This window comes from Rubrivivax sp. A210 (genome assembly GCF_904426505.1).
Lineage (GTDB): Bacteria > Pseudomonadota > Gammaproteobacteria > Burkholderiales > Burkholderiaceae_C > Rubrivivax.
The window spans coordinates 147,167-159,573 of sequence record NZ_CAJGBN010000023.1; the positions used below are offsets into that span (position 1 = coordinate 147,167).

11 protein-coding genes are annotated in these 12,407 nt (G+C 71.6%); 8 read left to right on the forward strand and 3 right to left on the reverse strand.

Features of this window, described 5'->3' with window-relative positions:
* Positions 1-125 precede the first annotated feature (125 nt).
* The gene (ssb, locus tag JMV16_RS14335; RefSeq protein WP_201494964.1) at positions 126-626 is read left to right on the forward strand and encodes a single-stranded DNA-binding protein; all 501 of its coding nucleotides are present in this window, start codon (positions 126-128) and stop codon (positions 624-626) included.
* Between the two features lie 137 nt (positions 627-763).
* A complete protein-coding gene (locus JMV16_RS14340) occupies positions 764-2,638 on the forward strand; it encodes a DUF4231 domain-containing protein (protein ID WP_201494965.1) in 1,875 nt (624 codons plus the stop codon).
* Here JMV16_RS14340 and JMV16_RS14345 read toward each other — a convergent pair whose 3' ends face one another.
* On the reverse strand, positions 2,639-3,481 hold the full coding sequence (locus JMV16_RS14345) for an SDR family oxidoreductase (protein ID WP_201494966.1): 843 nt from the start codon (positions 3,479-3,481) through the stop codon (positions 2,639-2,641).
* Positions 3,481-3,990 carry an NUDIX hydrolase gene (locus JMV16_RS14350; protein ID WP_201494967.1) on the reverse strand — a complete coding sequence of 170 codons (510 nt, stop codon included), beginning with the start codon at positions 3,988-3,990 and terminating at the stop codon, positions 3,481-3,483. The genes JMV16_RS14345 and JMV16_RS14350 overlap by 1 nt, the downstream gene beginning before the upstream one ends.
* A 126-nt stretch (positions 3,991-4,116) precedes the next feature.
* On the opposite strand from JMV16_RS14350, the gene JMV16_RS14355 reads away from it, so the two are divergent.
* The gene (locus JMV16_RS14355) at positions 4,117-5,706 is read left to right on the forward strand and encodes a Re/Si-specific NAD(P)(+) transhydrogenase subunit alpha (protein ID WP_201494968.1); all 1,590 of its coding nucleotides are present in this window, start codon (positions 4,117-4,119) and stop codon (positions 5,704-5,706) included.
* Positions 5,707-5,716: 10 nt separating this feature from the next.
* Positions 5,717-7,132 (forward strand): Re/Si-specific NAD(P)(+) transhydrogenase subunit beta, encoded by a 1,416-nt coding sequence (gene pntB, locus JMV16_RS14360; protein WP_201494969.1) that lies wholly within the window; start codon positions 5,717-5,719, stop codon positions 7,130-7,132.
* 85 nt (positions 7,133-7,217) lie between these two features.
* On the opposite strand, the gene JMV16_RS14365 is transcribed toward pntB, so the two are convergent.
* Complete coding sequence (locus JMV16_RS14365) at positions 7,218-7,880, reverse strand: PEP-CTERM sorting domain-containing protein (protein ID WP_201494970.1); 663 nt, start codon at positions 7,878-7,880, stop codon at positions 7,218-7,220.
* 233 nt (positions 7,881-8,113) lie between these two features.
* Here JMV16_RS14365 and JMV16_RS14370 point away from each other — a divergent pair, with 233 nt between their 5' ends.
* From JMV16_RS14370 to JMV16_RS14385, 4 genes are all read left to right on the forward strand, one after another.
* The gene (locus tag JMV16_RS14370) at positions 8,114-9,796 is read left to right on the forward strand and encodes an AMP-binding protein (protein WP_201495217.1); all 1,683 of its coding nucleotides are present in this window, start codon (positions 8,114-8,116) and stop codon (positions 9,794-9,796) included.
* A 10-nt stretch (positions 9,797-9,806) separates the two neighbouring features.
* Positions 9,807-11,147: an amidase gene (locus tag JMV16_RS14375; RefSeq protein ID WP_201494971.1), complete on the forward strand. Its 1,341-nt coding sequence runs from the start codon at positions 9,807-9,809 to the stop codon at positions 11,145-11,147.
* Positions 11,148-11,152: 5 nt separating this feature from the next.
* Positions 11,153-11,896, forward strand: a complete 744-nt coding sequence (locus tag JMV16_RS14380; RefSeq protein WP_201494972.1) for a 16S rRNA (uracil(1498)-N(3))-methyltransferase — start codon at positions 11,153-11,155, stop codon at positions 11,894-11,896.
* A 69-nt stretch (positions 11,897-11,965) separates the two neighbouring features.
* Positions 11,966-12,394 carry a YidB family protein gene (locus tag JMV16_RS14385; protein ID WP_201494973.1) on the forward strand — a complete coding sequence of 143 codons (429 nt, stop codon included), beginning with the start codon at positions 11,966-11,968 and terminating at the stop codon, positions 12,392-12,394.
* Positions 12,395-12,407 lie beyond the last annotated feature (13 nt).

The window sequence follows — 12,407 nt, forward strand, 5'->3', positions numbered from 1 at the left end:
GCCCCGGCGCGCCACCCACCTGCGAGGGCCCGCTGGCGGGCGCACCCGAGCGGGCGACGCGGCGGCCGGGGGCGGGCGCGATAATCCGCCCATTCCACCCGCAACCCCTTCCACGGGAGCAGCCCATGGCCTCGGTCAACAAAGTCATCATCATCGGCAACCTGGGTAAAGACCCGGAAGTGCGCTACATGCCCAGCGGCTCGGCCATCTGCAACGTCACCATCGCCACCAGCCGGCAGTGGAAGGACAAGACCAGCGGCGACCGCCAGGAAGAGACCGAATGGCACCGCGTGACCTTCTTCGACCGCATGGCCGAGATCGCCGGCGAGTACCTGAAGAAGGGCCGCCCGGTCTACGTGGAAGGCCGGCTGAAGACGCGCAAGTACACCGACAAGGACGGCGTCGAGAAGTACAGCACCGACATCGTCGCCACCGACATGCAGCTCTTGGGCGGCCGTGAAGGCGGCGGTGGCATGGGCGGCGGCGACGACATGGGCGACGCCCCGCCCCAGCGCACCGCCGCCCCGCGCAGCGCCCCGCCCGCCCGCAGCGCCCCGGCGCCCAAGCCGGCCGCCACGAAGTCGGCCACCGGCTTCGACGACATGGACGACGACATCCCGTTCTAGGGCGCTCCAGAAGCGACATCCGTCACGGCGCGCCCACCCGGGCGCGCTTCGTTCTTGGGGGGATGCCAGGCCGGCAGGGCCCGCGCTCCGGCAGCGACGCTTAGACTGCGCCGGCCGCGCCAGCCCAGGAGAACGCCATGGCCACGCCCCAGGACAGCCCGTCGCCCAGCCTGACGAAGCAAGGCCCCGACGACACGCCGGCCACCCTGGCCCAGGCGCTGGCGCTGGACGGCTTCAAGTCGGTGGTCGTGCTCGCCGACGGCCACCAGGATGTGCCCGCCGCGATGCGCGCCCGCGTCACCCAGCTGCTGGGCCGCGGCCTGCTGCGTGCGGCCCGCGATGCCCAGGCCTTGTGCGTGCTGCGCGGCGCCAGCGACGATCTGCTGGGCCCGGTGCTGGCCGACAGCCAGGGCGGCCTGCTGCTGCTGGGCGTGGCGCCGGCCGGCCGGGTGCAACTGCCGGGTGAGGCGGCGGCGGCCGATGCCCCGGTGCCGGCGCCGCTGCTCACGCGGCTGCTGCTCACGCCCGAAGGCCCCTGGGGCAGCGAGCTGCGCACCAAGGTGCAGGTGGCGGGCGCACTGGCCGCCGGCCGCGCCGGCCTGCTGGTGGTGGTGGGCAATGGCGCCGGCCTGATGGTGGAGGTGCGCGAAGCGGTGCGCCTGCACTGGCCGGTGCTGGTGGTCAAGGGCAGCGGCGACGCCGCCGACGCGCTGGAACGCCAGTGGACCAATGGCATCGCCGACGAACACGACCCGGTGGTGGCCGAGATCCTGGCCGACGGCAACCTCACCTGCATCACGCTGGGCGACAAGGTGGCCGAGGCGGTGGAGACGATGACGCGCCAGGTGCTGCGCGGCACCGGCGGAGAAAGCGTGCTGCTGCAGGCCTGGCGGCGCTTCGGCGCCATCGACCTGGCGGCCAAGAAGCAGCAGACGGACTTCAAGGAGACGCAGTTCCTGATCCTGGTGCTGGGCCTGGTGGCGGTCTACCTGTCCATCGTCTACTCGGGCCCGGCCGACCCGCTGCTGGCGGGCCTGGGCCTCAGCGAGCGCTGGGCCTCGGGCATCAAGTCGGCGCTCAACTTCGCGCTCATCCTGGTGCCCATCGGCACCTCGGTGCTGATCGCCGCCAGCAACCACTTCAAGCCGGGCAAGCGCTGGGTGCTGCTGCGCTCGGCGGCCGAGAGCATCAAGCGCGAGATCTACCGCTACCGCCTGCGCGCCGCCGACTACAGCGACGTGGGCGACGCGCGCGAGAAGAAGCTGGCCGAGGCGGTGGAAGACATCACGCGCCGGCTGGCGCGCACCGAGGCCAACACGACGGCGCTGCCGATCTACACCGACGCGATCCCGCCCGAGTACGCCGCCCATCCACTGGACCGCGGCATGAGCATGATGAGCACCGACCAGTACGTCGCGTGGCGGCTGCGCGACCAGCTCGGCTTCTACCGCAAGAAGACCGTGGGCCTGGAGCAGCAGCTGCGCCGGCTGCAGATCTACGTGCTGGTGGCCGGTGCCGGCGGCACCCTGCTGGCGGCGCTGGGCGGACAGGCGGTGATCTGGATCACCTTCACCACCGCGCTGGCCGGGGCCATCGTCACCTACCTCGGCTACCAGCAGGTCGAGACCACGTTGACCAGCTACAACCAGACCGCCACCGACCTCGACAACATCCTCACCTGGTGGACCTCGCTCGAGCCCGAGGAGCAGGCCCAGCGCGACAACCTCGACGCCCTCGTCACCCACACCGAGCAGGTGCTGGCCGACGAGCTGGCCGGCTGGACGCAGCGCATGACCGATGCGCTGGAGAAGCTGCGCGAGACCCAGACGCAGAAGGAGGCGGCGCGGCGCGACGAGCGCAGCAAGGCCGACGCCGCAGCCGCCGAGGCCGCAGCGGCGGCTGAAAAGACCGCCGCGGATCTGGCCGAGCAGGCGGCCGCCGCGGCGGCCATCAACCTGGGCGCCGATGCGGCCGCGCGCGCCGCAGCTGCGGCGGCCGAGAAGAAGGACTGATCACAGCCCCACCCAGCGCGCGCTGGCCACCCACAGCGCCTCCTGCAGCGCGACATCACGGGCCAGCGCCGAGGTCGGCACGAGGGCGCCGTGCTCGTCGAAGTAGGCGCCGCTGACGCCGGCCAGCGCCTCGTCCAGCGCCAGCTTCAGCGTGCAGCGCGCGCCGGCCTCGGCGTCGATCATGCCGCGCCGAAGCAGCGGCTTGAGCACCTGCAGCCAGCGCGGCAGCAGATTCGTCGTCACGACGCCCGGGTGCAGCGCATTGGCGGTGATGCCACGGCCGGCCAGGCGCCGCGCCAGCGCAAAGGCGTGCAGCACATTGGCCAGCTTGGACTGGGCGTAGGCCGCCTGCGGCCGGTACCGCGCACGGGTGTCGATCACCTGCCCCAGGTCCAGCGTGGCCTGAACGTGGGCGCAGGAGGCCACCAGGATCACACGGCTGCCCGGCGCCAGGCGGTCGACCAGCAGCTCGGTCAGCAGGAAGGGCCCGAGATGGTTGGTCGCGAACACCCGCTCGAAGCCATCGGCCGTGGCCTGGCGCGACATCGCGACGATGCCGGCGTTGTGGATCAGCCGGTCGATGCGCGGCAGCCGTTCGCGCACGGTGGCCGCTGCGGCGCGCACCGAGGCCAGTTCGGCAAGATCACAGCGCACGACCTCGACCGCCGCGCCCGGCACGAGGGCGCTGATCTCGTCGCGCACCCGTTCGCCGGCGGCGGTGTCGCGCACCAGCATCGTCACCGCGCAGCCGGCACGCGCCAGTTCGCGCGCCGTCACGCGGCCGATGCCGTGGGTGGTGCCGGTGATGACGACGCGGCGTGCGCCGGGGGCGGCCTGGCTCATCAGCCCTTGATCTCGGGCGTGTACACGCTGGGGTCGGTGACGATCAGGTCCAGCGGATGGCGGCGTCCGGCCAGATGGTCCTCGATGCAGCGCAGCACGAGCGGGCTGCGGTGGCGTGCACGGCTGGCGCGGATCTCGTCGGGCGTGAGCCAGAGGGTGCGCTCGATGCCGGTATCCAGCGCCCGGCCCGGCAGCGGCTCGCCCACCGTGCCGCAGAAGGCGATGCGCAGATAGCTCACGTCCTCGGCCGGCTGCTGACCGCGGGCCGGACGCACGAAACGCGACAGGTAGACACCGACCACGGCGATGGGCGTGAAGGCGCGCGCCGTCTCCTCCAGCGCCTCGCGCACCACGCCCTGCAGCGGCGATTCCTCGGGGTCGAGGTGGCCGGCCGGGTTGTTGAGCCTCAGGCCCTCGGGCGTCTCTTCCTCGACCAGCAGGTAGCGACCGCCGTGCTCGATGAGGGCGGCGACGGTGACGCTGGGGCTCCAGCGGGAGGTGTGCAGCATGGGGCGGCAAGGGCAGCGGCAGGGGCGGCCATCGTATCGGCAGCTGCCTGAGTTGCCGCAACGGCGGCCGCAATGGAATGTGATAGCTTCGGCGCCGATTCAATAGTGACTGGCGAGGAGGCTTTCATGCTCATTGGCGTTCCGCTCGAAACAGCGGCTGGCGAGAAGCGCGTCGCAACCGTGCCCGAGGTGGTGGAGAAGCTCGTCAAGCTCGGCTTCTCGGTGGCGGTGCAGAGCGGCGCGGGTGACGCGGCGAACTTTGCCGACGACACCTACCGCGCCGCCGGCGCCGAGGTCGTGCCCACGGCCGCCGACATCTTTGCCCGCGCCGACATCGTCTTCAAGGTGCGCGCTCCCGGCGCCGACGAAGTGGCGCAGCTGCGTGCCGGCAGCACGCTGATCGGCTTCATCTGGCCGGCGCAGAACCCCGAGCTGATGCAGCAGCTGGCGGCGCGCAAGGTCACCGTGCTGGCCATTGATTCGCTGCCGCGCCAGCTGTCGCGGGCGCAGAAGATGGACGCGCTCACGTCCATGGCCGGCATCAGCGGCTACCGCGCCGTGATCGAGGCGGCCAACGCCTTCGGCCGCTTCTTCAACGGCCAGATCACCGCCGCCGGCAAGATTCCGCCGGCCAAGGTCTTCATCGCCGGTGCCGGCGTGGCCGGCCTCGCCGCCATCGGCACGGCTGCCAACCTGGGCGCCATCGTGCGCGCCAACGACACGCGCGCCGAGGTGGCCGACCAGGTGGTGTCGCTGGGCGGCGAGTTCGTCAAGGTCGACTACGAGGAAGAAGGCGCGGGCGGCGGCGGCTACGCCAAGGTCATGAGCGAGGGCTTCCAGAAGGCCCAGCGCGAGATGTACGCCAAGCAGGCGCGCGAAGCCGACATCATCATCACCACCGCCCTGATCCCCGGCAAGCCGGCGCCCAAGCTCATCACCGCCGAGATGGTGCAGAGCATGAAGCCGGGCAGCGTCATCGTCGACATGGCCGGTGAACAAGGCGGCAACTGCGAGCTCACCGTGCCCGGCGAGGCCGTGGTGCGCCACGGCGTCACCATCATCGGCTACACCGATCTCGTCAGCCGCCTGGCCAAGCAGGCCTCGACGCTGTACGCCACCAACCTGTGGCGCGTGACCGAGGAGCTGTGCAAGACCAAGGACGGCGTCATCAACGTCAACATGGACGACGACGCCATCCGCGGCCTCACCGTGATCAAGGAAGGCAGCATCACCTGGCCGCCGCCGCCGCTGAAGCTGCCGGTGGCCGCGCCCAAGCCGGCGGCGGCAGCGGCCGCTGCGCCCGCCAAGAAGGGCCATGGCCACGGCGGGGGCGGCGAGCCGATGTCGGGCCAGTCGCTGGCCACGGTGTTCGGCGTCGGCGCGCTGCTCTTTGCACTGGTGGGCCTGTACGCGCCGGCCAGCTTTTTGTCGCACTTCACCGTCTTCGTGCTGGCCTGCTTCATCGGCTACATGGTGGTGTGGAACGTGACGCCCTCGCTGCACACGCCGCTGATGAGCGTGACCAACGCCATTTCTTCCATCATCGCCATCGGCGCGCTGGTGCAGGTGGCGCCGCCGCTGGATGCGGCCGGGGCCGCCAACCGGCCCAATGCGCTGATCCTGGGCCTGGCGGTGTTTGCGCTCGCGCTCACCGCCGTCAACATGTTCGGCGGCTTCGCGGTGACGCGGCGCATGCTGGCGATGTTCCGCAAGTAAGGAGCTGACCATGACATCCAGCCTGGCCACCGTCTCCTACATCGCCGCCACCATCCTCTTCATCCTCAGCCTGGGCGGCCTCGCCAACCCCGAGACCGCGCGCCGCGGCAACCTGCTGGGCATCATCGGCATGGCCATCGCCGTGCTCGCCACCGTGCTGGGCCCGCGCGTCACGCCCACCGGCTACGCCTGGATCGTCGGCGCCCTGGCCGTGGGCGGCGGCATCGGCCTCTTCGCCGCCAAGAAGGTGCAGATGACGCAGATGCCCGAGCTCGTGGCGCTGATGCACAGCCTGGTGGGCTTGGCGGCCTGCCTGGTGGGCTTCGCGAGCTATGTCGACACCTCCACGGTGTTCGCCACCAGCGCCGAGAAATCTATCCACGAGGTCGAGATCTACGTCGGCATCCTCATCGGCGCCGTCACCTTCTCGGGCTCCATCATTGCCTTCGGCAAGCTGAGCGGCAAGATCGGCGGCAAGCCGCTGACGCTGCCGGCGCGGCACTGGCTCAACCTGGCGCTGCTGCTCATCGCCGTCTGGTACGGGCGCGAGTTCCTGCACGCGCACGACATCGCCTCAGGCATGACGCCGCTGCTGGTGATGACCGTGGTGGCCCTGCTCTTCGGCATCCACATGGTGATGGCCATCGGCGGCGCCGACATGCCGGTGGTGGTGTCCATGCTCAACAGCTACTCGGGCTGGGCGGCGGCGGCCACGGGCTTCATGCTCAGCAACGACCTGCTCATCGTGGTGGGCGCGCTGGTGGGCAGTTCGGGCGCGATCCTGAGCTACATCATGTGCCGCGCGATGAACCGCAACTTCATCAGCGTCATCGCCGGCGGCTTCGGCGGCGGTGCCCCGGCCCCCGCAGCCGCGGGCGGCGCGGCCCAGCCGGCCGGCGAAGTGGCGCCCATCCTGGCGCTCGAGACCGCCGAGCTGCTGCGCGAGGCCAAGAACGTGATCATCGTGCCCGGCTACGGCATGGCCGTAGCGCAGGCCCAGCACACGGTCTACGAGATCACCAAGGTGCTGCGCGAAAAGGGCGTCAACGTGCGCTTCGGCATCCACCCGGTGGCCGGCCGCATGCCGGGCCACATGAACGTGCTGCTGGCCGAGGCCAAGGTGCCCTACGACATCGTGCTGGAGATGGACGAGCTGAACGACGACTTCCCGAAGACCGATGTCTCCATCGTCATCGGCGCCAACGACATCGTCAACCCGGCGGCGCAGGACGACCCCGCCAGCCCCATCGCCGGCATGCCGGTGCTCGAGGTGTGGAAGGCCAAGACCAGCATCGTGATGAAGCGCAGCATGGCCAGCGGCTACGCCGGGGTCGACAACCCGCTGTTCTACAAGGACAACAACCGCATGCTCTTCGGCGACGCGAAGAAGATGCTGGACGAGGTGCTGGCGGCCTTGAAGGGCTGAGCCCGGCCCGCGCCCGTGCGGGGCGCACCAAGCAGAAGGGCCGGCATTGCCGGCCCTTTTTTCTTGGCGACCAGCGTCGTCCCGATCAGCCCCGGCGCCGCCGCGCCAGCGAGCCCAACGCCGCCAGGCCACCCAGCATCAGCGCCCAGCTGCGGGGCTCGGGCACCGGGCTCAAGGTCAGCACGAACTGCAGGTCGGGCGTGTCCAGCGCCGCCGGGTTGGTTCCCGGGTCGACCGGGAACAGGTCTTCCATCTGCACCCGCACCTGGGTCGGGCTGATCCATTCGACACTGGTGTAGTAGCTGCCCGGCACCGGGTTGAGGATGCTGGCGCTGCCGGTGAAGACCTGGCTGTCAACGACACCGACATCGCCGAAGCGTGCCGAACCGATGTTGGTGAGGCGCAAGACGATCTCCTGGCCGATCACGGCGTTGCCCAGCGCGACGGTGGCGCCCACCGCCGCCGGCAGCCAGCCCAGCACCGAGGCGCTGGGCTGTCCACCGACGAGGTCGGTCAGCGCCAGCAGCGGCACCGGCCCGACGGGGCCCGTCGCGTCTGCCAGCTCCAGCACATGGTCGAAGCCGCCGCTGCTGGACTCCAGCGTCAGCGTCACCAGGCCCGGATCCCAGAAGACGATGGGCTCGTTGAAGGCCAGGCCGGGGCCGGCGGCCTGGGCCGGCGCGGCGGCGGCCAGGGCCACTGCGGCGGCCAGGGCCAGGGTGGAAAGCGAAGAAAAGGGCCTGCTCATGCGGTACTCCGAAACGGTTCCAGGCGCTGTGCGCAGCGCGATGGCGGGATTCTGGGCGGGCGCGGCCTGCGCGTGGGCCTCGCAAGTCGCGCTTTGCCCCCTGGGGTCGGGGGCCTTGGCGCCAGCCAGATGACGGCTGCGTGAAGACCTGCACGGGCCGCGCTATCGAATCCCCTGATAGCCCTGCGTCAGCCGGGCGTCAGAATCGGCCCAAATTGAACAAACGGCAGGCGATGACCAAGTTCTGGCTCAAGCAGTACCCGCAGGGCGTTCCCGAAGACATCGACGCCGCCGCCCTGCCCACGCTGGCGGCGCTGCTGGACCACGCCTTTGCCCGCCACCGTGCGCTGCCGGCCTGCCGCTTCATGGGCCGCTCGCTGAGCTTTGGCGAGATCGACGAGTTGTCGCGCGCCCTCGCCGCCTGGCTGCAGGGCCGCGGCCTGGCGCGCGGCGACCGCGTCGCGCTGATGATGCCCAACCTGCCGCAATACCTGGTGGCGGTGGCCGCGGTGCTGCGCGCCGGCATGGTGGTGGTCAACGTCAACCCGCAGCTCGAAGGGCGCGATCTTGCCCACCAGCTGCGCGACAGTGGCGCACGCGCCATCATCGTGCTCGAGCACTTCGCCGCCACGCTGCAGCCGCTGCTGGCCCAGGTGCCGACCAAGACGGTGCTGGTGGCCGCCATGGGCGACCTGCTGGGCCCGCTCAAGGGCCGCTACGTCAACCACCTGGTGCGCCGTGTCCACAAGCTGGTGCCCAGGTACGAGATCCCCGAGGCCCTGCCCTTTGCCCTGGCCCTGGCCCAGGGCCAGCGCATGACGCTGGCGCCAGTGGTGGTGGCGCGCGACGACATCGCGCTGCTGCAGTACACCGGCGGCACCACGGGCGTCGCCAAGGGCGCGGTTCTGCTGCACCGCAACCTGGCGGCCAATGTGCTGCAGTGCGAGGCCTGGTACCGCCCGGCGCTGGCGCTGGCGCCGGCCGACGAGCAGGTGGTGAACGTCTGCGCCCTGCCGCTGCACCACATCTACGCCTTTACCAGCTGCCTGATGCTGGGCCTGCGCCTGGGCTTCTGCAATGTGCTGGTGCCCAACCCGGGCGACACCGGCGCGGTGATCGAGACGCTGGCGCGCGAGCATGTCCACAGCTTCCCCGGCATCGAGACGCTGTTCCATGCCCTCGTCCACCACCCGCGCTTCGACGCCGTCGATTGGAGCCACCTGCGCATCACCATCGCCGGCGGCATGGCCACGCAGCCCGGCACGGCGCGGCTGTGGCAGGAGATGACCGGCTCCGTCATCTGCGAGGGCTATGGCCTGTCAGAAACCTCGCCCACGGTGTGCTGCAACCCGGTCGACATCGAGTCCTTCAGCGGCAGCATAGGCCTGCCCCTGCCCGGCACCGAGATCCTGGTGCTCGATGACGAAGGCCGGCAACTGCCGCCCGGCGTGCCGGGCGAGATCGCCATCCGCGGCCCGCAGGTGATGGCGGGCTACTGGCAGCGCCCCGAAGAGACGGCGCGCGTGATGACGGCCGACGGCTGCTTCCGCAGCGGCGACATCGGCGCCATGGACGAGCGCGGCCACTTCCGCATCGTCGACCGCAAGAAGGATCTCATCCTCGTCAGCGGCTTCAATGTCTACCCCAACGAGGTCGAGGACGTGGTGGCGCGCATGCCCGGGGTGGCCGAGTGTGCCGCCATCGGCATGCCCGACGAGCGCGCCGGCGAAGCCGTCAAGCTCATCGTGGTGCGCAGCGACCCCCAGGCCACCAGCCCCGGCGAAGCCGACATCCGCGCCTATTGCGAGATGCACCTGAGCGGCTACAAGCGGCCGCGCGTGGTGGAGTTCCGCGCCGGCCTGCCCAAGACTGGCCTGGGCAAGGTGCTGCGCCGCGAACTGCGCGAGAGTGCATGACAATCCGCGCATGCTGCCTCCCATCGCCGAGCTGCGGCGCACGATCACCGCGCCGGGCGGCCACCGCGCGCTGATCGAGCGCGTGCTGGCCGAGTCGCACCGCGCCGCCGCCAGCCACGTCTTCACCGCCCGCTTCGACACCGAGGCACGCGCCGCCGCCGCCGAGGCCGATGCGCGTCTGCTGCGCGGCGAGGCCCTGCCGCCGCTGGCCGGCCTGCCGGTGACGGTGAAGGATCTCTACGACATCGCCGGCCGCCCCACGCTGGCCGGCTCGGTGCTGCGCCGCGGCGAGACAGCGGCGGCCGAGGACGCGCCCGCGGTGGCGCGGCTGCGGCGCGCCGGTGCGGCCCTCACCGGCCTCACCAACATGACCGAGTTCGCCTTCTCGGGCCTGGGCATCAATCCCCACCTGGGCACGCCGCGCAACCCGGCCGACCCGCTGCTGGCACGCATCCCCGGCGGCTCGTCGGCCGGCGCCGCGGTCTCGGTGGCGCTGGGCCTGGCGGTGGCGGCGCTGGGCAGCGACACCGGCGGCTCCATCCGCGTCCCGGCCGCGCTGTGCGGCATCGTCGGCTTCAAGAGCACGCAGTCGCGCACACCGCGCGAGGGCGCCTTTCCGCTCTCGTTCACGCTCGACACCGTGTGCGCCATGGCGCGCACGGTGGAAGACTGCCTGCTCGTCGATGGCGTGCTCGCCGGCGCGCCACTGGCGGTGCAGTCGCGCCCGCTCAGCAGCCTGCGCCTGGCCCTGCCCCAGACCCTGCTGCTCGACAGCCTGGACGCCACCGTCGCCAGCGCCTTCTCGCGCACGCTCACGCGGCTGTCGCAGGGCGGCGCGCGCATCGTCGACATCGGCCTGACCAAGCTGACCGAGATCGCCGACATCAACGCCCCCGCCGGCCTCACGCCGGTGGAGGCCTGGGCCGTACACCGCCACGCGATGCAGACCCGGCGCGCCGAGTTCGACCGCCGCGTCGCCACGCGCATCGTGCGCGGCGAGGGCGTGAGCGCGGCCGACTACATCCTGATGCTGCAGCGCCGGCGCGACTGGATCGCCCGCATGCACCAGCGCCTGGCCGGCTTCGATGCACTGATCTGCCCCACCACGCCCCTCGTCGCGCCACCCATCGCCGCGCTGGAGGCCAGCGACGAGGCGTACTTCGCCGCCAACGGCCAGATGCTGCGCAACACCTTCCCGATCAACTTCCTCGACGGCTGCTCCTTCAGCCTGCCCTGCCACGCGCCGGGCGAGCTGCCGGTGGGCCTGATGCTCTCGGCCCCGGGCGGGCACGACGCTGAACTGGCCGCCGTCGCGCTGGCGGTGCAGAAGCTGCTGCAGACGCCGGCCTGACTGCGATGCGGCTCTTTGTCGACGCGCCCCTGGTGGCGGGCGCAGATCTCGCCCTGCCACCCGGCGCCAGCCGCCACGCCCAGGTGCGCCGCGTCCAGCCCGGCGACGCGCTGCTGCTCTTCGACGGCGGCGGCTGCGACTGGCCGGCCGAGGTGCTGGCCATGGGCCGCAGCGAGGTGCGCGTGCGCGTCGGTGAGCCGCACGCCGTCCACACCGAACTGCCGTTGGCGGTGACGCTGGCGCTGGCCATGCCGGCCAACGAGCGCATGGACAGCCTGGTCGAGCAGGCCACGCAACTGGGCGTGGCGCGGCTGCAGCCGCTGCTGGCCGAGCGCTCGGTGCTGCGCCTGGCCGGCGAGCGCGCCGAACGCAAGCGCGCCCACTGGCAGGCCGTGGCCGAGGCGGCCTGCGAGCAATGCGGCCGCGCCCGCATCCCCGTCATCGCGCCGGTGCGGACGCTGGCCGACTGGCTGGCCGGGTTGAAGGACGAGCCGCCAGCGACAAGGCTGCTGCTGAGCCTGGCCGCCGGCGCCGCGCCGCTGCCGCGGCTGATACCGCAGGCGCCGGCCGCCGGCGGCTCGCTCTGCACGCTCAGCGGCCCCGAGGGCGGCCTGGCGCCCGACGAAGAGGCCGCGGCGCGGGCCGCCGGCTTCGTGGCCGTGGGCCTGGGCCCGCGCGTGCTGCGCGCCGAGACGGCGCCCCTGGCCGTGCTGGCCTGGCTGGCGCTGCATCACACCGAAGGCAGCTGAAACCGCGACGGCCGACCCGTCACAGCCATGGTGCACACTGCCGGCTCCAAATCAGCCAGGGAGTCACACATGGGATTGTTCGATTCAGTCGTCGGCGCACTCGGTTCCGCCGCCAGCGGCGGCAACGGCGGCCAGCCGGATCTGATGGGCCTGGTCGCCGGCCTGCTGGGCCAGGGCCAGGGCGGCCTCGGCGGCCTGGCCGGTCTCGTCGCCAAGTTCCAGCAGGGCGGCCTGGGCGAGGTCGTCGCCTCCTGGGTTTCGACCGGCCAGAACCTGCCGATCTCGCCGGCCCAACTGGGCAGCGTGCTGGGCAATGACGCCGTCGCCGGCCTGGCGCAGAAGGCCGGCCTCGACCAGGGCGCGCTGCTGGGCCAGCTGAGCCAGCTGCTGCCCCAGGTGGTGGACAAGCTCACGCCCGATGGCCAGCTGCCCCAGGGCGGCGGCATGGGTGACCTGGCCGGAATGCTGGGTGGCCTGAGCGGCCTGCTCAAGGGCTGATCAAGCCCGCCGG

Excerpts from the sequence above, each read along its gene's own strand:
- ssb (WP_201494964.1), top strand. The coding sequence starts at position 126 with ATGGCCTCGGTCAACAAAGTCATCATCATCGGCAACCTGGGTAAAGAC.
- JMV16_RS14340 (WP_201494965.1), top strand. The coding sequence starts at position 764 with ATGGCCACGCCCCAGGACAGCCCGTCGCCCAGCCTGACGAAGCAAGGC.
- JMV16_RS14345 (WP_201494966.1), bottom strand. The coding sequence starts at position 3,481 with ATGAGCCAGGCCGCCCCCGGCGCACGCCGCGTCGTCATCACCGGCACC.
- JMV16_RS14350 (WP_201494967.1), bottom strand. The coding sequence starts at position 3,990 with ATGCTGCACACCTCCCGCTGGAGCCCCAGCGTCACCGTCGCCGCCCTC.
- JMV16_RS14355 (WP_201494968.1), top strand. The coding sequence starts at position 4,117 with ATGCTCATTGGCGTTCCGCTCGAAACAGCGGCTGGCGAGAAGCGCGTC.
- pntB (WP_201494969.1), top strand. The coding sequence starts at position 5,717 with ATGACATCCAGCCTGGCCACCGTCTCCTACATCGCCGCCACCATCCTC.
- JMV16_RS14365 (WP_201494970.1), bottom strand. The coding sequence starts at position 7,880 with ATGAGCAGGCCCTTTTCTTCGCTTTCCACCCTGGCCCTGGCCGCCGCA.
- JMV16_RS14370 (WP_201495217.1), top strand. The coding sequence starts at position 8,114 with ATGACCAAGTTCTGGCTCAAGCAGTACCCGCAGGGCGTTCCCGAAGAC.
- JMV16_RS14375 (WP_201494971.1), top strand. The coding sequence starts at position 9,807 with ATGCTGCCTCCCATCGCCGAGCTGCGGCGCACGATCACCGCGCCGGGC.
- JMV16_RS14380 (WP_201494972.1), top strand. The coding sequence starts at position 11,153 with ATGCGGCTCTTTGTCGACGCGCCCCTGGTGGCGGGCGCAGATCTCGCC.
- JMV16_RS14385 (WP_201494973.1), top strand. The coding sequence starts at position 11,966 with ATGGGATTGTTCGATTCAGTCGTCGGCGCACTCGGTTCCGCCGCCAGC.